At 57.0% G+C, this 17,464-nt stretch carries 20 protein-coding genes and 1 tRNA gene; 19 read left to right on the top strand and 2 right to left on the bottom strand.

The annotated features are described in order from the left end of the window. Nucleotides 1-118: 118 nt before the first annotated feature. A complete protein-coding gene (locus SB725_RS18175) occupies nt 119-1,447 on the bottom strand; it encodes an OprD family porin (protein WP_410922443.1) in 1,329 nt (442 codons plus the stop codon). Between the two features lie 875 nt (nt 1,448-2,322). On the opposite strand from SB725_RS18175, the gene SB725_RS18170 reads away from it, so the two are divergent. Together SB725_RS18170 and SB725_RS18165 are read left to right on the top strand one after the other, a co-directional pair. After that, nucleotides 2,323-2,748: an HIT family protein gene (locus SB725_RS18170; RefSeq protein WP_027922932.1), complete on the top strand. Its 426-nt coding sequence runs from the start codon at nt 2,323-2,325 to the stop codon at nt 2,746-2,748. Nucleotides 2,749-2,751: 3 nt separating this feature from the next. Beyond that, the gene (locus SB725_RS18165) at nt 2,752-2,958 is read left to right on the top strand and encodes a SlyX family protein (RefSeq protein WP_010457497.1); all 207 of its coding nucleotides are present in this window, start codon (nt 2,752-2,754) and stop codon (nt 2,956-2,958) included. Nucleotides 2,959-3,032: 74 nt separating this feature from the next. On the opposite strand, the gene SB725_RS18160 is transcribed toward SB725_RS18165, so the two are convergent. Further along, nucleotides 3,033-3,635 (bottom strand): cold-shock protein, encoded by a 603-nt coding sequence (locus SB725_RS18160; RefSeq protein ID WP_027922933.1) that lies wholly within the window; start codon nt 3,633-3,635, stop codon nt 3,033-3,035. 541 nt (nt 3,636-4,176) lie between these two features. Here SB725_RS18160 and SB725_RS18155 point away from each other — a divergent pair. From SB725_RS18155 to SB725_RS18075, 17 genes are all read left to right on the top strand, one after another. After that, the gene (locus SB725_RS18155; RefSeq protein ID WP_027922934.1) at nt 4,177-4,500 is read left to right on the top strand and encodes a ribbon-helix-helix domain-containing protein; all 324 of its coding nucleotides are present in this window, start codon (nt 4,177-4,179) and stop codon (nt 4,498-4,500) included. 138 nt (nt 4,501-4,638) lie between these two features. Then, nucleotides 4,639-4,860 (top strand): FmdB family zinc ribbon protein, encoded by a 222-nt coding sequence (locus tag SB725_RS18150; RefSeq protein WP_010457489.1) that lies wholly within the window; start codon nt 4,639-4,641, stop codon nt 4,858-4,860. A 119-nt stretch (nt 4,861-4,979) separates the two neighbouring features. After that, entirely contained in the window at nt 4,980-6,755 is a 1,776-nt protein-coding gene (gene aspS / locus SB725_RS18145) for an aspartate--tRNA ligase (protein ID WP_027922935.1), read from the top strand. Nucleotides 6,756-6,872: 117 nt separating this feature from the next. Further along, complete coding sequence (locus SB725_RS18140) at nt 6,873-7,619, top strand: YebC/PmpR family DNA-binding transcriptional regulator (protein WP_027922936.1); 747 nt, start codon at nt 6,873-6,875, stop codon at nt 7,617-7,619. Nucleotides 7,620-7,703: 84 nt separating this feature from the next. Continuing rightward, on the top strand, nt 7,704-8,228 hold the full coding sequence (ruvC, locus tag SB725_RS18135; protein WP_007945844.1) for a crossover junction endodeoxyribonuclease RuvC: 525 nt from the start codon (nt 7,704-7,706) through the stop codon (nt 8,226-8,228). Between the two features lie 116 nt (nt 8,229-8,344). Then, nucleotides 8,345-8,962: a Holliday junction branch migration protein RuvA gene (ruvA, locus tag SB725_RS18130; protein WP_027922937.1), complete on the top strand. Its 618-nt coding sequence runs from the start codon at nt 8,345-8,347 to the stop codon at nt 8,960-8,962. Further along, nucleotides 8,963-10,024 (top strand): Holliday junction branch migration DNA helicase RuvB, encoded by a 1,062-nt coding sequence (gene ruvB, locus SB725_RS18125; RefSeq protein WP_027922938.1) that lies wholly within the window; start codon nt 8,963-8,965, stop codon nt 10,022-10,024. It begins immediately after the preceding gene. Nucleotides 10,025-10,152: 128 nt separating this feature from the next. Next, entirely contained in the window at nt 10,153-10,620 is a 468-nt protein-coding gene (ybgC, locus tag SB725_RS18120) for a tol-pal system-associated acyl-CoA thioesterase (RefSeq protein WP_027922939.1), read from the top strand. Next, nucleotides 10,610-11,305: a protein TolQ gene (gene tolQ / locus SB725_RS18115; protein WP_027922940.1), complete on the top strand. Its 696-nt coding sequence runs from the start codon at nt 10,610-10,612 to the stop codon at nt 11,303-11,305. Before ybgC ends, tolQ begins: the two co-directional genes overlap by 11 nt. 23 nt (nt 11,306-11,328) lie before the next feature. Continuing rightward, the gene (gene tolR, locus SB725_RS18110) at nt 11,329-11,781 is read left to right on the top strand and encodes a protein TolR (protein ID WP_161807482.1); all 453 of its coding nucleotides are present in this window, start codon (nt 11,329-11,331) and stop codon (nt 11,779-11,781) included. Further along, nucleotides 11,781-12,860 (top strand): cell envelope integrity protein TolA, encoded by a 1,080-nt coding sequence (gene tolA / locus SB725_RS18105; RefSeq protein ID WP_027922941.1) that lies wholly within the window; start codon nt 11,781-11,783, stop codon nt 12,858-12,860. The genes tolR and tolA overlap by 1 nt, the downstream gene beginning before the upstream one ends. 29 nt (nt 12,861-12,889) lie before the next feature. After that, the gene (gene tolB, locus SB725_RS18100; protein ID WP_218186576.1) at nt 12,890-14,158 is read left to right on the top strand and encodes a Tol-Pal system beta propeller repeat protein TolB; all 1,269 of its coding nucleotides are present in this window, start codon (nt 12,890-12,892) and stop codon (nt 14,156-14,158) included. A gap of 52 nt (nt 14,159-14,210) precedes the next feature. Continuing rightward, nucleotides 14,211-14,708 carry a peptidoglycan-associated lipoprotein Pal gene (pal, locus tag SB725_RS18095; protein ID WP_003178634.1) on the top strand — a complete coding sequence of 166 codons (498 nt, stop codon included), beginning with the start codon at nt 14,211-14,213 and terminating at the stop codon, nt 14,706-14,708. Between the two features lie 6 nt (nt 14,709-14,714). After that, entirely contained in the window at nt 14,715-15,554 is an 840-nt protein-coding gene (gene ybgF / locus SB725_RS18090; protein WP_027922943.1) for a tol-pal system protein YbgF, read from the top strand. Nucleotides 15,555-15,721: 167 nt separating this feature from the next. Beyond that, on the top strand, nt 15,722-16,369 hold the full coding sequence (queE, locus tag SB725_RS18085) for a 7-carboxy-7-deazaguanine synthase QueE (RefSeq protein ID WP_410922442.1): 648 nt from the start codon (nt 15,722-15,724) through the stop codon (nt 16,367-16,369). 1 nt (nt 16,370) lies between these two features. Continuing rightward, a complete protein-coding gene (queC, locus tag SB725_RS18080) occupies nt 16,371-17,063 on the top strand; it encodes a 7-cyano-7-deazaguanine synthase QueC (RefSeq protein ID WP_027922945.1) in 693 nt (230 codons plus the stop codon). Nucleotides 17,064-17,126: 63 nt separating this feature from the next. Next, nucleotides 17,127-17,202, top strand: a tRNA-Lys gene (locus tag SB725_RS18075). Nucleotides 17,203-17,464: the final 262 nt, after the last annotated feature.

Genomic DNA, 17,464 nt, shown 5'->3' with positions numbered 1-17,464 from the left:
CTTTGGTCAGGCATGTTTCTCACGGATTTGATCGTTTTAACGCTTAATTGATAGCCAACGAAAAAGGCCCATCCGAAGATGGGCCTTTTTTTGATTACCGCAAACTAACGTTCTGCAATTACAGAATGTTGAGTGGGTAGTCGGTGATCAGGCGGAACTCAGAGATATCGCCTTCGCCTTCGTCTGCGTTGGCGGTGTGCCATGCTTGACGGATGCGGAACGACAGATCTTTAGCCGGACCGGATTGAATAACGTATTTGGCTTCTACGTTGACTTCGTGGTGTTTGCCGTCTGCACCGTACAGACCAGCGTAAGCGCTGCCTGCTGGAGTGTTGGTGCCGTCGATGTCCCAACCTTTCACGTAACGGGTCATGAAGCTCAGACCAGGTACGCCGTATTCGGCCATTTTCAGGTCGTAACGGGCTTGTACCGACTTCTCGCCAGGGGCGTTGAAGTCAGAGTACTGGATGGAGTTGGCGAGGAAGATCGAGTCGCCACCGCGGTTGTTTTTACCCACACCGACGTAGTCGAACGGGGTATCGCCGTTCACTTTCTGGAAGCCCAGGGTCAGGGTGTGCGCTTTCAGGAACGAGAAAGCAGCCGCCAGGGAGTAGGCGTTGTTGCTGATTTCGCCTGCTTTAGCGTTACCGGTGTCCTTGGTGTTGTAGTAGTTGGCGTCGAAGTTCAACGACTCATCGCCACCCAGTGGGAGGGTGTAGTTACCGTTGGCGTAGTACTGGTTCCAGACGTCTTCGAGCTTGGCACCGTAGAGCGAGAAGCTCAGGTTGTCGTTGATGCCGTATTTGCCACCGAAGTAGTCGATGGAGTTGGCTTTCACGCCAGCGTAAGTAGCCCACAGGTCGCCGTCACGGGCGTTGCTGTCCTGGCTGGTTGCCGAAGTGAAGTGGCCGCCTTCGAGGTCAAGGTCTTTGACTTCGCTGCTCTGCAGTTGGATGCCGGTAGCAGTTTGGTGAAGGATACGGGAACCACCAACAGCGAACACTGGAGCAGTGCTTGGCTGCATGTCGCCGATTTTCAGCTCGGTCTTGGAGATGCGGAACTTGGCAGCAGCGCCGGCTTTGCCTTGGCTGTTGTTGACTTCGCCATCGCCGTCCACGGACATGTTGCCCGAACCTGCGTATTTGTCGGAACCGTCCAGCTTGATGGCCAGTTGGCCCCAAGCTTCAACGCCAACGCCGATCAGGCCTTGGGTGTAGCCAGAGCTGAAGTTGCCCTGAATGCCCTGGGTCCAGTCTTTGTCGTCGGTAGCGCCGTCTTTCTTGTTACGGTTGTAGTAGTAGTTACGAACCAGAATGTCGGCCTTCGCGTCTTCAACAAAACCTTTGGCTTCTGCCTGGTCGCTTACGAAAGGTGCGGCTACTGCCAACTGAGTACTGGCTGCTGCTGCAACTGCCAGTGCGATCATGCTCCACTTCATCACGCGCATCGTGATTTGCTCCTTTGGTTTTAGAAGAGTACTGCCGTCCCACCTGTTTTATTATCTGGGCGGCTCTTTCTTTTTGTGTCGGCGCAAACTTATATCACGCCGACCATGTTGGCGATACTTGCGTATCTAACCTTTCAGCTTCTTTACGACCCTGTCGCAAACAGCTTGGTAGATGTCGCAAATTTACAGCCTCAATGCAAGAGGACCGGCAACTTTAACGTTGTTTTCCGGGGCTTGAACATCGGTAAAAAGAGTCCTTGGTGAAACGTCTGAATCTCCATCGGGCAACCCTGCCGCTGTTTTTATTTGCCTTGAGGCCCCCACTTCCAGCAGAGACATCCAAGGCGATGTGGGTGTGAATGCAACAAGCGTGCACAAAACAGAATTTTGTTGCTGTTTTTTTCTGCCTGCTTGTCTATACGTGTAAAAACCTCATAAAACCGGGCGTTTCAAGCACGTTTTGTTCGGGCTTGACGCCAGGTTTGCATCGTGTTCCAGCCTCCGGCTCGGTGCCGTGACAACCAAAAACGTTACCGGTTCACCCCAAAAGTGAGTAGATGGCGGATGCTGACCGACTCAGCGTAGACGAGCTGTGCGCTTTTGGTGCAAAAAATTTGAATCACTGTGCTGAATTCATCCAGTGTTGTTATTTGTCTGAATCGAACACATCGTTGTTAATCAGTCATTTCGGCGGTTTTGGCTGGAGCGTTGGTCCTGTAATGGTGCGTTCTGGCAAAAAATGTCTCATGGCGGGGCGCGTGTCTGGTCGTGAAGAGAGACCCGTTCGCAGGTATGCTGCCGTCCTGTCGCTTGGCGCGCCGTCCCTCGGGAGGGGCGCTAAGCTGAAAAATGAGAACCAGGCGGGAGTGCGCACAGTGTTCGCTTTAGATCCACGGCTTCAACAAGACACGCTACCGATCGGGGATTTCCCGCTCTGCCGGTTGCTGTTGTCCAATGACTCGAATTACCCCTGGTTCATCCTGGTGCCTCGTCGCGACGATATCAGCGAGATATTTCAGTTGGGTGTCGCCGAGCAGCAACAGCTCTGGCAGGAGACAACCGCGCTGGCGGAAACGCTCAAGGATGCGTTCGACGCTGACAAGCTGAATATTGCGGCGCTGGGTAATGTCGTCAGCCAGTTGCACATGCATGTGATCGTGCGCAAACGCGAAGACGCCGCCTGGCCTGCGCCGGTCTGGGGCAAGGTGCCGGCCAAACCCTATGATGCAGGCCAGATCGCTGCGATTCGCGAGCGGCTGCGTTTGGTGTTAGCCGAAGACTTTACGTTTCTGGAGGGTTGAATCATGAGCCTGGAAGATCGCGTTACCGATCTGGAGAGTCAGTTGGCGTTTCAGGATGACACCATCCAGTCATTGAGTGATGTGCTGGCGACGCAGCAGCGAGCCGTTGAACGCCTGCAGCTGCAAATGGCAGCACTGCTCAAGCGCCAGGAAGAAATGGCCGGGCAGTTCGAAACCTTCGAAGAAGAAGCACCGCCGCCGCATTACTGACTTTTTTGATAAAGAAGCAGCCAATAAAAAACCGCGAACAGTCTGGCTGTTCGCGGTTTTTTTTAGCCTTTGAATCAGCGACGCGGCAGTGCGGCGATCACATCTTCGGCTTGCAGGCCTTTGTCACGGTTCATCACAGAGAATTCCACGCGCTGGCCTTCGACCAGAACGCGGTGACCCTCGCCACGAATAGCGCGGAAATGCACGAAAATATCATCGCCGGAATCACGGGAAATAAAGCCGAAGCCTTTGGAGGTGTTGAACCACTTGACGGTGCCGGTATCGCGGTTGCTCATGTCATAGCTTGGCGAGGCGGCGGCTGGTGACGATTTGTAGAAGCTGACGCCCAGGTGCAGTAACACGGCGGCCATGGCTGCGACCAGGCTGAACAGGACGGCAGGTTGACCGGCGATGACGGGCATCGGCGCGAGCAATGTCAGGATTTGCAGGAGGACGGCCAGTACCAGCAGAACGCTGACCAGGTTTTGCAGTTGGTGACGAGGGCCTTTGTTCCAGTAAGGGATAACAGGAGCAAGGGTGAGGTTCAGCAGGCCGAAAAAGGCCAGGTACAGTGCATCGGGTTGTTGCAGGTAAGGGACCGCTTCAGCTCGCAGGCTGGGGATGAAGGACAGCAGCAGGGCCGCTGCGCCCGTTAGCAGGTGGACGATTTTCAACATTTTGATTAACTCACGTTAAGACGGATCACGAGGAAGAGCTGATGGAATACGGTTCGCTTCGGAACAATAAGAGGCGTTGGGCACGTATTCGGTATCAGCCTATGCGCAGCCCCCGAAAAATAGGCGGTCGCGACACACTGTCTATTTAACAGCAAAGCCTGCAGCTACTCAAATCAGGCAGTCCGGCGGTGCCTGGGAGGTTGATTTGTCGCAGGTCGGTGCGTCATTCGGGGCGGTGGGGTGTTGGCAGGTTTGTTGTGCGCGGCTTTCTTCTATTAAGGACGAGGTCGCCGTGCCCGCCGCCGACCCTTTGCCGTTTTGCTTCTTAGAGTCTCTTTTGCGCGTGGTAAATCGCGCTTGATCATGTAGGAAAATGGCCGGCCTAGGACGGGCTCCATGATCCCCTGTCAACTGTTGGCTTATCCTACGTCGATGGTCATAAAGTCATCTGGATATCCCTTTGCGCCTGCGCTTTTATAAGGCAACACAACAGATGTAGCTCTTGATAGAAGGCAAGGAATGACAAAGGAGTGTCAGCGATATGGTTTACGAAGACAGGCCAGGCGAGGGGAGGGAGATCAGGGTTGATCCGTTCGTCAGTGAATTTGATATGGGATTGGCCCGGCCTTTATCCCGCTCTGTGCGTTTGAATGGTTTTGCGACCTGCTTGCGGCTTGAGCAGGTCTATTGGGATATTTTGGGCGATATGGCCAGGGTCAATTGCTGTTCGGTCAGTGCGCTGTTGTCCCATGTGGACCGCGAAGTGCATTTGCGTCACGGCGGGGTCAAGAACTTCACCGGGCTGGTGCGGGTTGTCTGCGTCGTGCGCAGCTTGAAGGAAGGGGGCTGCGTTGCGACACCTTAGTCGCAGAGCGGCGTAATGGACTGAGTGTCAGTCTGTGCAGTCTTACGGCTGCACAGGCTGCATTTAATGGATATAATCCCGCTCTTTGCCGCAAAACCCAGCGTGCGCGGTAGCAATCTGATCGCCGAGACAACCCCCATGCCGATGTACGACTATCAATGTGCTTCCTGTGGTCATCAGTTGGAAGCCATTCAAAAGATCAGCGCAGCACCGCTGGTCGACTGCCCTGCCTGCCAGGCGCCAGAGCTTAAAAAGATGCTGTCCATGCCAGGTTTCCGCCTCAGCGGCACCGGCTGGTACGAAACCGATTTCAAGACCGGCTCGAAGAAGAACCTGGCCGGCGGCGACAAAGCTGACTAGGGTCTAGGGCCTGAGTTGAACGACACGTGAGAGCGCTTGCACCATCAGGCACCTTTAACAAGGGCAGGATGGGCGGGACTCCAACCGAATTTCGAATTACGAGAAGTGAAACCACTACCATGATGCGCAGCCATTATTGCGGCCAACTGAACGAAAGCCTGGAAGGCCAGGAAATTACTCTTTGCGGTTGGGTTCACCGTCGCCGTGACCACGGTGGGGTGATTTTCCTCGATATCCGTGATCGTGACGGTCTGGCCCAGGTGGTGTTCGACCCGGACCGCGCTGAATCCTTCGCTGCCGCCGATCGCGTGCGCAGCGAGTACGTCGTGAAGATCACCGGCAAGGTTCGCCTGCGTCCGGCCGGTGCTACCAACGCCAACATGGCGTCGGGCATGATCGAAGTCCTCGGCTACGAACTGGAAGTGCTGAACGAGTCGGAAACCCCGCCGTTCCCGCTGAACGAGTTCTCCGATGTCGGCGAAGAAACCCGTCTGCGCTATCGCTTCCTTGACCTGCGCCGTCCGGAAATGGCCGAGAAGCTGCGTCTGCGTTCGCGCATGACCACCAGCATCCGTCGTTTCCTGGACGAGAACGGCTTCCTTGACGTCGAGACACCGATCCTGACCCGCGCGACCCCTGAAGGTGCTCGCGACTACCTGGTGCCGAGCCGTACTCACGCCGGCTCGTTCTTCGCCTTGCCGCAATCGCCACAGCTGTTCAAGCAACTGCTGATGGTGGCTGGCTTCGACCGTTACTACCAGATCGCCAAGTGCTTCCGCGACGAAGACTTGCGGGCTGATCGCCAGCCGGAATTCACCCAGATCGACATCGAGACCAGCTTCCTCGATGAAAACGAGATCATGGGCATCACCGAAAAAATGATCCGCAACCTGTTCAAGGAAGTGCTGGACCTGGAATTCGGTGACTTCCCGCACATGACCTTCGCAGAAGCCATGCGTCGTTACGGTTCCGACAAGCCGGACCTGCGTAACCCGCTGGAACTGGTTGACGTTGAAGATCAACTGAAAGAAGTCGACTTCAAGGTGTTCAGCGGCCCGGCCAACGACCCGAAATGCCGCATTGCCGCGTTGCGCGTTCCTGGCGCTGCGAGCATGCCGCGCAAGCAGATCGACGACTACACCAAGTTCGTCGGCATCTACGGTGCCAAGGGCCTGGCGTACATCAAGGTCAACGAGCGCGCCAAAGGCGTTGAAGGTCTGCAATCGCCGATCGTCAAGAACATCCCTGAAGCCAACCTCAATGTGATCCTCGATCGCGTTGGCGCGGTTGACGGCGACATCGTGTTCTTCGGTGCCGACAAAGCCAAGATCGTCAGCGAAGCCCTGGGCGCGCTGCGGATCAAGGTCGGTAACGATTTGAACCTGCTGACCTGCAAGTGGGCACCCATGTGGGTCGTCGATTTCCCGATGTTCGAAGAGAACGACGACGGCAGCTTCACCGCCTTGCACCACCCGTTCACCGCGCCGAAGTGCACTCCGGAAGAACTGGAAGCCAACCCGGCGACCGCTCTGTCCCGTGCCTACGACATGGTGCTGAACGGCACCGAGTTGGGTGGCGGTTCGATCCGTATCCACCGCAAGGAAATGCAGCAGACCGTATTCCGCCTGCTGGGCATCAACGAAGCGGAACAGGAAGAGAAGTTCGGCTTCCTGCTCGACGCCCTGAAGTACGGCGCGCCGCCACACGGTGGCCTGGCCTTCGGTCTGGACCGTCTGGTGATGCTGATGACTGGCGCCCAGTCGATCCGTGAAGTAATTGCCTTCCCGAAAACCCAGAGCGCGGCGGACGTCATGACTCAGGCACCGGGTCAGGTGGATGCCAAGGCATTGCGCGAACTGCACATTCGTCTGCGCGAAACGCCAAAGGCTGAGTAAGGCTGACCACAAAGGCGCATCCTTTTGGGTGCGCCTTTTCTTTAAGTCGAGATTTTTTGGTTGCTGGCCGACACTGAGTGTGGCGGGCAATGTTTCAAAGAGAATTCGGAGCGAGTTATGGCGGGTCATTCCAAGTGGGCGAACATCAAGCACCGCAAAGAACGTCAGGATGCCAAGAAGGGCAAGATTTTCACCAAGTGGATTCGTGAACTGACCGTTGCTGCCCGACAGGGTGGCGGTGATCCGGGCTCCAACCCGCGCCTGCGTCTGGCGCTGGACAAGGCCCTTGGCGCGAACATGAGTCGCGACATCATTGACCGCGCCGTTGCGCGCGGTGCCGGCGCTGCCGACACCGACGACATGGTCGAGCTGAGCTACGAAGGCTACGGCCCGGGTGGCGTGGCGGTGATGGTCGAGTGCATGACCGATAACCGTAATCGCACCGCAGCGGCAGTCCGCCACGCGTTCAGCAAATGTGGCGGCAACCTCGGCACCGACGGTTCCGTGGCTTATCTGTTCGAGCGTAAAGGGCAGATTTCCTTCGCGCCAGGCGTTGATGAAGACGCGCTGATCGAAGCGGCAATGGAAGCCGACGCCGATGACGTGGTCACCCACGAAGACGGTTCCATTGATGTGTTCACCTCGTTCGCCGGGTTCTATTCCGTGCGCAATGCGCTGGAAGCGGCCGGGTTCAAAGGCGACGACGCTGAAATCGTCATGTTGCCGACCACCAGCGCCGAACTGGACCTGGAAGGCGCCGAGAAGGTGCTCAAGCTGATCGACATGCTTGAAGACCTGGATGATGTGCAGAACGTCTATTCCAACGCGGACATCCCGGAATCGGTAGCCGCGCAACTCGGTTAAGGGTGACTAAGATCAAAGGTGGGAGTCAGCTCCCACTGTTGGTGTTTGCTGTATTGAAGTGCTCTTACCTAACCCGCAGGCGTTATGACTTTAATTCTAGGTATCGACCCCGGTTCGCGTATTACCGGTTATGGCGTGGTGCGCGATACCGGGCGTGGCTGTGTGTATGTGGCCTCGGGCTGCATTCGTACCGGCTCGGGAGAATTGCATGAGCGTCTGCAAATCGTTTATCGCGGCGTGCGTGAAATCATCCAGACATACGGCCCGGTCACCATGGGCATCGAAAAAGTCTTCATGGCGCGCAATGCCGACTCTGCACTGAAGCTGGGTCAGGCGCGCGGCGCGGCCATCGTTGCCGGTGCCGAAGAAAGCCTGGAAATCGCCGAGTACACCGCGACCCAGGTCAAACAGGCAGTGACCGGCACCGGTGCGGCGAACAAAGAACAGGTGCAAATGATGGTCATGCACATGCTGAAATTGACCAGCAAACCGCAAATCGATGCTTCTGACGCCCTGGCCATCGCCATTTGCCATGCGCACACCCGTTCCAGTCTGCTGCCCCATGGCCTGGGGACGGCACGCAGTCGTGGCGGGCGCCTGCGTCTCTGATAGCATCAGCAATCATTTTTTATGGAATGAGGGTCTTCGTGTCTGTGTTGTCGACGCGAACCCTTGCTCTGTCGGTCGCCAGGCATTGATCTGGCCAACGCTCAAGGATCTGTAACGTGATTGGACGCTTGCGCGGCACACTGGCTGAAAAACAGCCACCGCACCTGATTCTGGATGTAAACGGTCTGGGGTATGAGCTGGAAGTGCCCATGACCACGCTGTATCGCTTGCCGTCGGTCGGTGAACCGCTGACCTTGCACACCCACTTGGTCGTACGCGAAGACGCGCAGTTACTCTATGGCTTCTTCGGCAAGCGTGAGCGAGACTTTTTTCGCGAGCTGATCCGTCTCAATGGGGTAGGGCCGAAATTGGCGCTGGCCTTGATGTCCAGTCTGGAAGTCGATGAGTTGGTCCGTTGCGTACAGTCCCAGGACACCTCGGCGCTGACCAAGGTGCCGGGCGTGGGCAAGAAGACGGCTGAACGTTTGCTGGTGGAACTCAAGGACCGCTTCAAGGCGTGGGAAACCGTACCTGCGATGTTCGCGCTGGTTCCCAACCAGCCGGGCGGGCCAGATGCGCCGGCGCCGATCGCCACCGCTGAAAACGATGCGGTCAGTGCGCTGATTTCCTTGGGCTACAAGCCGCAGGAGGCCAGCAAGGCGATTTCCGCGATCAAGGAGAAAGGCTTGAGCAGTGAAGACCTGATTCGTCGTGCCCTGAAGGGAATGATTTAAGTGATTGAAGCTGATCGTCTGATAGCCGCCACGCCAGGTCCCCGTGACCGCGAGGAAGTCCAGGACCGGGCGATTCGTCCTGTCAGTCTGGCCGAATACATCGGCCAGCCGACCGTTCGCGAGCAAATGGAGTTGTTCATCCAGGCCGCCCGTGGGCGCAACGAGTCGCTGGATCACACGCTGATCTTCGGTCCGCCGGGCCTGGGTAAAACCACTCTGGCGAACATCATCGCCCAGGAAATGGGCGTGTCGATCAAGAGCACATCGGGTCCTGTTCTGGAACGTCCGGGCGACCTGGCAGCGCTGTTGACCAACCTTGAACCCCACGACGTGCTGTTCATCGACGAAATCCATCGCCTGTCGCCGATTGTCGAAGAAGTGCTGTACCCGGCCATGGAAGATTTCCAGCTCGACATCATGATCGGCGAAGGGCCGGCCGCGCGTTCGATCAAGCTTGATTTGCCACCCTTTACCCTCGTCGGTGCAACGACCCGTGCGGGCATGTTGACCAACCCCTTGCGCGACCGCTTCGGTATCGTCCAGCGCCTGGAGTTCTACAGCACCGCGGACCTGGCGACGATTGTCAGCCGTTCGGCGAGCATCCTTGGTTTGCCGCTGGACCCGGAAGGTGCCTTCGAAATCGCCCGACGTGCCCGCGGTACGCCGCGGATCGCCAACCGGTTGTTGCGACGGGTGCGCGATTTCGCCGAGGTGCGCGCCAAGGGCCATATCACCAAGCCGATTGCCGACCTCGCGTTGAACCTGCTGGATGTCGACGAACGTGGTTTCGACCACCAGGACCGACGTCTGCTGTTGACCATGATCGAGAAGTTCGACGGCGGGCCGGTCGGAGTGGACAGCCTGGCCGCGGCCATCAGTGAAGAACGCCACACCATTGAAGACGTGCTGGAGCCGTACCTGATCCAGCAGGGCTACATCATGCGCACCCCGCGGGGGCGAGTGGTGACCCGGCATGCGTATTTGCACTTCGGTTTAAATATTCCGTCACGATTGGGCGAAATGCCCGTGGTAGACGAGTTCCTTGACGCCGTGGATGATTAATAATTTTTGCGCGCTGATATATTCGGCTTTTGTGCGGTCCGAGGACCGTGCTTTTTCGAAAAAGCCCGCAGATCAATGAAAAACAGTTGCCTGGCCGGATTGGCAACCTGAGGAGTAAGCACTAGAGTATGCGCGCGCAAAACGGGCTTGAGCCGTTCACACATCGTTGTCGCGTTTATTACGAGGACACCGATGCGGGCGGCATCGTGTATTACGTCAATTACCTCAAGTTTATGGAACGGGCTCGAACCGAGCGGCTCCGGGATCTGGGCTTTGCCCAATCGGCGCTGGCAGGGGAGGACCTGTTGTTTGTCGTGCATTCCAGCGAAGCGCGTTACCACGCGCCGGCGCGACTGGACGACGAGCTTCTGGTAAGCGCTGAAGTAATCGAATTGAACCGGGTCAGCCTGCGTTTCAAGCAGCAGGTCAGGCGGGCAACGGATAATGTGCTGCTCTGCGAAGGGCAGTTTTTGGTGGCCTGTGTGCGCACTAACAGTTTGAAACCCCGGGCCATTCCCGAAGCTCTACGTGCGGCCTTTGCCGACGTGAGCGGCGCGGGTACACACTCAAAGCAGGAGATAAAGCGTGGAAGCTAACGTCGTCGACCATTCCTCCATGTGGAGCCTGGTCAGCAATGCCAGTATCGTGGTGCAACTGGTAATGCTGATCCTGGTAGCCGCATCGGTGACCTCATGGATCATGATTTTTCAGCGCAGCAATTTGATTCGCGCCGGTCGACGTGCCCTGGAGAGCTTCGAAGAGCGCTTCTGGTCCGGTATCGACCTGTCCAAACTCTACCGTCAGGCCGGCAGCAACCCTGACCCGGATTCGGGCGTCGAGCAGATTTTTCGTGCCGGTTTCAAGGAATTCTCCCGTCTGCGCCAGCAGCCAGGCGTTGACCCGGAAGCGGTCATGGAAGGCGTGGCCCGTGCCATGCGCGTCGCCATTTCCCGCGAAGAAGAGAAGCTCGAGCAGAGCCTGCCATTCCTGGCCACCGTCGGCTCCGTGAGCCCGTACATCGGTCTGTTCGGTACGGTCTGGGGCATCATGAACTCCTTCCGTGGCCTGGCCTCGGCCCAGCAAGCGACCCTGGCCACTGTGGCTCCCGGTATCGCCGAAGCGCTGATCGCCACCGCGATCGGTCTGTTCGCTGCCATCCCGGCCGTTATTGCTTACAACCGCTTCTCTGCTCGCAGCGAAACCTTGCTGAGCCGTTACTACACCTTCGCCGATGAATTCCAGGCGATCCTGCACCGCAAAGTGCACACCAGCGAAGAATAAGCAGGTAATTTCCAATGGCTTTAATCGCTCGAGCTCGCAAAAAGCGCAAGCCGGTTGCCGAGATGAACGTAGTGCCTTACATCGACGTGATGCTGGTACTGCTGGTCATCTTCATGGTGACCGCGCCGATGCTCAATCAGGGCGTGAAAGTTGATCTGCCCAAGGTTTCCAGCGAAGCCTTGCCGCAGGACAACAACACCCAGGTCCTGACCATTTCGATCAAGGCTGACAAGACCTACTACTGGAACCTTGGCAGTGAAGTCGACACCGAAAAGCAGCAGGACAAGGCCATGACCTTGCCGCAGATGACTGACGCGGTGACCAAGATCATTCGTGCCGGCACTGAAGGTGGCAAGCGTACTCAGGTGTTCATCCGTGGCGACAAGACCGTTGATTACGGTTCGGTCATGGGCGCCATGGGCGGGTTGCAGAAGGCCGGAGTCGGTAACGTTGGCTTGATTACCGAGGCGCCCTGATGCAGCAACAACGAGAGCCAACAGCCTCGGAAAGCTACTTCTGGCCTAGTGTCTGGGCGATTGGCTTGCACGTGCTGGTGTTCGGCATGCTGTTTGTCAGTTTTGCCATGACGCCTGAGTTGCCGCCGGCCAAGCCGATTGTCCAGGCGACCCTGTACCAGCTGAAATCGAAAAGTCGGGCGACCACCCAGACCAATCAGAAGATTGCGGGTGAAGCGCAGAAATCTGCTGCGCGTCAAACTGAAGTCGAACAGATGGAACAGAAAAAGGTCGAGCAGGAAGCGGTGAAGGCTGCGGAACAAAAGAAAGAAGAAGCGGCTCAAAAGGCCGAGGAAGCCAAGAAGGCCGACGAGTCGAAGAAAGCGGATGAGGCGAAAAAGGCTGATGAAGCCAAGAAAGCCGATGAAGCGAAGAAGACCGCCGAAGCCAAAAAGGCAGAAGAGAAACAATTGGCTGATATAGCCAAGAAGAAAGCCGAAGAAGAAGCCAAGAAAGCAGCTGAAGAAGAGGCCAAGAAAGAGGCCGCTGAAGAAGCCAAGAAGAAAATCGTCGAAGACGCGAAGAAGAAAGCCGCCGAAGACGCCAAGAAGAAAGCTGAAGCTGAAGAGGCGAAGAAGAAAGTCGCCGAAGACGCGAAGAAGAAAGCTGCTGCCGATGCTGCGAAGAAGAAGTCGCAGGATGCGGCACGTAAATCGGTTGAAGACAAAAAGGCGCAGGCCTTGGCTGATTTGCTGTCCGACAAGCCGGAGCGTCAACAGGCGTTGGCGGATGAGCAGGGTGATGAGACCGCGGGCAACTTCGATGATCTGATTCGTTCGCGCGCTTCTGAAGGTTGGGCGCAGCCACCGTCGGCCCGCAAGGGCATGAAAGTGATTCTGCAAATCAACATGCTGCCTGACGGAACGATCTCCGGCGTATCGGTTGCTCATTCCAGTGGTGATGTGCCGTTCGACAGTTCAGCAGTAGCGGCGGTAAAAAATATTGGTCGTTTGACCGAAATGCAGGGTCTGAAGCCAGCTGATTTCGCACCCTATCGTTCATTCAAGATGACATTCACACCTGAGGATCTAGCCTTGTGAGAAACCTTCTTCGAGGACTGCTTGTAGTCATGTTCTGCTTCGCAGGACTGGCCACGGCAGATGAAAAAAATATCCTGGTCAGCAGTGGCAGCTCCCAGGCCACTCCAATTGCCGTCGTGCCATTCGGTTTCCAGGGCGGCAGCGTGCTGCCGGACGACATGGCTGAAATCATCGGTAACGACCTGCGCAACTCGGGTTACTACGCGCCGATTCCAAAGCAGAACATGATCAGCCAGCCGAGCCAGGCCAGCGAAATCATTTACCGTGACTGGAAAGCGGTTGGCGCCCAATACATCATGGTCGGCAGTATCGTGCCAGCAGGCGGTCGCCTGCAGGTTCAGTACGCTCTGTTCAACGTCGCCACCGAGCAGCAAGTGCTGACCGGCAGCGTGTCGGGCAGCGTTGATCAACTGCGCGACATGGCGCACTACATCTCCGACCAGTCGTTCGAAAAACTCACCGGTATCAAAGGTGCGTTCTCGACGCGTCTGTTGTACGTGACCGCCGAGCGTTTCTCCGAGAAGAACACGCGCTACACACTGCAACGTTCGGACTATGACGGTGCCCGTGCCGTGACCCTGCTGCAATCGCGCGAGCCTATCCTGTCGCCGCGTTTTGCACCGGATGGCAAGCGCATCGCTTATGTGTCGTTCGAGCAGAAGCGTCCGCGCATCTTCATGCAGAACATCGACACCGGTCGCCGCGAGCAGATCACCAACTTCGAAGGCCTGAATGGCGCGCCAGCCTGGTCGCCGGATGGCAATCGCCTGGCATTCGTCCTGTCCAAGGATGGCAACCCGGACATCTATGTGATGAACCTGGGTTCGCGTCAGATCTCCCGCGTCACCAATGGTCCCGGCATCAACACCGAACCGTTCTGGGGTAAGGATGGTTCGACCATCTACTTCACCTCCGACCGTGGCGGCAAGCCGCAGATCTATAAAACCAGTGTCAGTGGTGGCGGTGCGGAACGTGTGACCTTCATCGGTAACTACAACGCCAACCCTAAACTGTCGGCTGATGAAAAGACCCTGGTGATGATTCACCGCCAGGACGGCTTCACCAATTTCAAGGTGGCAGCCCAGGATTTGCAGCGAGGTAGTGTAAAGATCCTCACTGATAGCACTCTGGACGAGTCGCCTACTGTTGCGCCCAACGGCACCATGGTAATCTACGCCACCCGCCAGCAGGGCCGGGGAGTCTTGATGCTCGTGTCCATTAATGGACGCGTAAGGCTCCCGCTTCCTACCGCTCAAGGCGAAGTTCGAGAACCTTCCTGGTCCCCTTACCTGAACTGACGCGGCGCTACACGTTTTACTTAACACACTGGGGTTCATTAGGAGTTTCACGATGGAAATGCTGAAGTTTGGTAAATTTGCTGCGCTGGCTCTGGCCATGGCTGTAGCTGTAGGTTGCTCGTCCAAAGGCGGCGACAACGCCGGTGAAGGCGCTGTTGATCCAAACGCTGGTTACGGCGCAAACACTGGTGCCGTTGACGGTTCCCTGAGCGAAGAAGCTGCTCTGCGCGCAATCACCACCTTCTACTTCGAATACGACAGCTCGGACCTGAAGCCAGAAGCCATGCGCGCTCTGGACGTTCACGCCAAAGACCTGAAAGCAAACGGCGCTCGCGTTGTTCTGGAAGGCAACACCGACGAACGTGGTACTCGTGAGTACAACATGGCACTGGGCGAGCGTCGTGCGAAAGCCGTTCAACGCTACCTGGTACTGCAAGGCGTTTCCCCAGCTCAGCTGGAACTGGTTTCCTACGGCGAAGAGCGTCCAGTTGCTACCGGCAACGACGAGCAGTCCTGGGCTCAAAACCGTCGCGTCGAACTGCGTAAGTAATTCGTCATGCGAACGTGCCGTCGTGCTGTAACTGTCTTGGCTCTCAGTCTCGCACCGCTTGCGGTGTGGGCTGCGGTTCCTGTGGTCGATAACAACTCCGGTTCTAACAGCGGGAGTAGTTATCCGCCTGCGGGTTACGGTACGAACGGCGCCTATGCCGGGGGAGGGGTTTCAACCCCTGTCTCGGCACAGGGTCAGCTGTTCAACCAACTGCAACAAATGCAGGACCAGATCTCGCGCCAACAGGGTGTGATCGAAGAACTGCAAAATGATGTAGCGCGCATGAAGCAAGAGAACCTGGAGCGATATCAGGATCTTGATCGGCGCATAGGAACCGGCGTTGCACCTGCCGCGACTCCTGAAAATTCTTCCACTGGTGGCGATTTGAATGCCCCTAGTGCAGCAGCTGCTGGCGCAAGTGCAGGAGCGGCTGCCGCTCAAGCACCTGCCGCGGGTGGCGAACCGGCGGATCCGGCGAAGGAAAAGCTGTATTACGATGCAGCCTTCGACCTGATCAAAGCCAAGGATTTCGACAAGGCCAGCCAGGCTTTTGCCGCTTTCCTGCGCAAATACCCGAACAGTCAATACGCGGGCAATGCCCAGTACTGGTTGGGCGAAGTGAACCTGGCCAAAGGCGATCTGCAAGGTGCAGGTCAGGCGTTTGCCAAGGTTTCACAGCTGTACCCAAAGCACGCCAAAGTGCCTGATTCGTTGTACAAGCTGGCTGATGTAGAGCGCCGCCTCGGTCACACCGACAAGGTCAAAGGCATTCTGCAGCAGGTTGTGTCGCAATATCCGGGCACCTCCGCCGCTCAGTTGGCTCAGCGTGATCTGCAAAAAATGTAAGGGCTGCTTGACCCGTTTCGAAGAAACCCGCGCTTGTCGCGGGTTTTTTCGTTAGAATTCACGCCCTTTTTATGAAACACGCTTTTTGGGATCTGCGCGGTGGCGGGGTTCCTTGAAGTGCCTGACGGAGGCGGACAGCCTGTTTAGCTGTTATGCCCGTGGCGACTATGCAAGACACATTGAGAATTACCGAAGTTTTTTACTCGTTGCAGGGTGAAACGCGAACTGCCGGGCTGCCTACAGTATTTGTGCGCCTGACCGGTTGCCCTTTGCGTTGCCAATACTGCGACAGCGCCTACGCGTTCACTGGCGGCACCCTTCGCCCGCTCGACGACATCCTCGAGCAAGTGGCCGGTTTCCACCCCCGTTATGTGTGTGTTACCGGTGGCGAGCCACTGGCACAACCTAACGCCATCCCATTGCTCAAGCAGTTGTGCGACGCCGGTTACGAAGTGTCACTGGAAACCAGTGGTGCGCTTGATATCTCGGCGGTAGATTCCCGGGTCAGTCGCGTTGTCGACCTGAAAACCCCGGGTTCGAAAGAAGCACATCGCAACCGCTACGAAAATATCGAGCTGCTCACGCCTAACGATCAGGTGAAGTTCGTCATCTGCTCGCGGGAAGACTACGACTGGGCCGTGTCCAAGCTGATCCAGTACGGTCTTGACCGGCGTGTCGGCGAAGTCCTGTTCTCGCCAAGCCACCACGACCTGAATGCTCGGGACCTGGCGGATTGGGTGGTGGCGGACAACCTGCCAGTGCGTTTGCAATTGCAGCTGCATAAATATCTTTGGAATGACGAGCCGGGGCGCTGAAATGACGGAACAACTGAACACCGCTGAAAAACGAGCAGTCATCCTGCTGTCCGGCGGGCTGGACTCGGCAACTGTCGTGGCCATGGCCCGCGCCGAAGGCTACAGCTGCTACACCATGAGCTTTGATTACGGTCAGCGCTCCCAGGCAGAGTTGCACGCCGCTGCACGCGTTGCCCGTGACCTGGGCGTGGTCGAGCACAAGGTGATCGGCCTCAACCTGAACGGTATGGGCGGCTCGGCGCTGACCGACAGCAGCATCGACATTCCGGAGGCGCTGGGGGAGGGCATTCCAGTGACTTACGTGCCAGCGCGCAACACGGTATTCCTGTCGCTGGCCTTGGGCTGGGCTGAAGTGCTCGGTGCGCGTGACATCTTCATTGGCGTGAATGCGGTGGATTACTCCGGTTACCCGGACTGCCGTCCCGAGTTCATCGAGTCCTTCGAGCGCATGGCCAATCTGGCGACCAAAGCCGGGGTAGAGGGCAATGGCTTCCGTATCCAGGCGCCCCTGCAGAACCTGAGCAAGGCGCAAATTGTCGAGGCGGGCGTGAAGCTGGGCGTCAATTACGGGCTGACGGTTTCCTGCTATCAGGCTGACGATGACGGCCGTGCATGCGGCAAATGCGACAGCTGCCGACTGCGTGCAGAAGGCTTTGCGGCGGCCGGAATCAGCGACCCAACACCTTATTTTTGATTTATTTCAAATTAGGTGTTGAATAGTCCTTAAAAATCAGTATTATACGCGCCACCACACAGCGGGTCGTTAGCTCAGTTGGTAGAGCAGTTGGCTTTTAACCAATTGGTCGTAGGTTCGAATCCCACACGACCCACCATTTTTGTAGCAGTTTTAAAAGTCTGGAAGGCCCACGCAAGTGAGGATTTCCGGATTTTTTTTTGCCCGCGATTTGAGCTCGCCCAGGCCCTGGGCTGCATCGCATGACGCAGGTCAGAATCATCTTTTGCATCCACGGGATATTCTGTAGCCTTGCGCAACTTCAACGCTGTCCGTGCCTGATGAATACTCACTCTCCCGGCGGTACCCTGATGGGGCCGGAGCCGGGTGTATACTCGACTTTCGCGCGAAAGCGCCTGCAG

It is taken from the genome of Pseudomonas sp. SIMBA_041 (assembly GCF_046535095.1).
GTDB classification, from domain to species: domain Bacteria; phylum Pseudomonadota; class Gammaproteobacteria; order Pseudomonadales; family Pseudomonadaceae; genus Aquipseudomonas; species Aquipseudomonas mucoides.
The sequence above is the reverse complement of the archived record's forward strand: the minus strand, read 5'-3'. Positions and strand labels throughout refer to the sequence as shown.

Bases quoted from the DNA above. Each gene is read 5' to 3' on its own strand.
- SB725_RS18150 (WP_010457489.1), top strand. From the start codon at position 4,639: ATGCCGATGTACGACTATCAATGTGCTTCCTGTGGTCATCAGTTGGAA.
- pal (WP_003178634.1), top strand. From the start codon at position 14,211: ATGGAAATGCTGAAGTTTGGTAAATTTGCTGCGCTGGCTCTGGCCATG.
- SB725_RS18175 (WP_410922443.1), bottom strand. From the start codon at position 1,447: ATGCGCGTGATGAAGTGGAGCATGATCGCACTGGCAGTTGCAGCAGCA.
- ybgF (WP_027922943.1), top strand. From the start codon at position 14,715: ATGCGAACGTGCCGTCGTGCTGTAACTGTCTTGGCTCTCAGTCTCGCA.
- SB725_RS18140 (WP_027922936.1), top strand. From the start codon at position 6,873: ATGGCGGGTCATTCCAAGTGGGCGAACATCAAGCACCGCAAAGAACGT.
- tolA (WP_027922941.1), top strand. From the start codon at position 11,781: ATGCAGCAACAACGAGAGCCAACAGCCTCGGAAAGCTACTTCTGGCCT.
- SB725_RS18155 (WP_027922934.1), top strand. From the start codon at position 4,177: ATGGTTTACGAAGACAGGCCAGGCGAGGGGAGGGAGATCAGGGTTGAT.
- SB725_RS18160 (WP_027922933.1), bottom strand. From the start codon at position 3,635: ATGTTGAAAATCGTCCACCTGCTAACGGGCGCAGCGGCCCTGCTGCTG.
- queC (WP_027922945.1), top strand. From the start codon at position 16,371: ATGACGGAACAACTGAACACCGCTGAAAAACGAGCAGTCATCCTGCTG.
- aspS (WP_027922935.1), top strand. From the start codon at position 4,980: ATGATGCGCAGCCATTATTGCGGCCAACTGAACGAAAGCCTGGAAGGC.
- SB725_RS18165 (WP_010457497.1), top strand. From the start codon at position 2,752: ATGAGCCTGGAAGATCGCGTTACCGATCTGGAGAGTCAGTTGGCGTTT.
- ybgC (WP_027922939.1), top strand. From the start codon at position 10,153: ATGCGCGCGCAAAACGGGCTTGAGCCGTTCACACATCGTTGTCGCGTT.
- queE (WP_410922442.1), top strand. From the start codon at position 15,722: ATGCAAGACACATTGAGAATTACCGAAGTTTTTTACTCGTTGCAGGGT.
- tolB (WP_218186576.1), top strand. From the start codon at position 12,890: ATGTTCTGCTTCGCAGGACTGGCCACGGCAGATGAAAAAAATATCCTG.
- ruvC (WP_007945844.1), top strand. From the start codon at position 7,704: ATGACTTTAATTCTAGGTATCGACCCCGGTTCGCGTATTACCGGTTAT.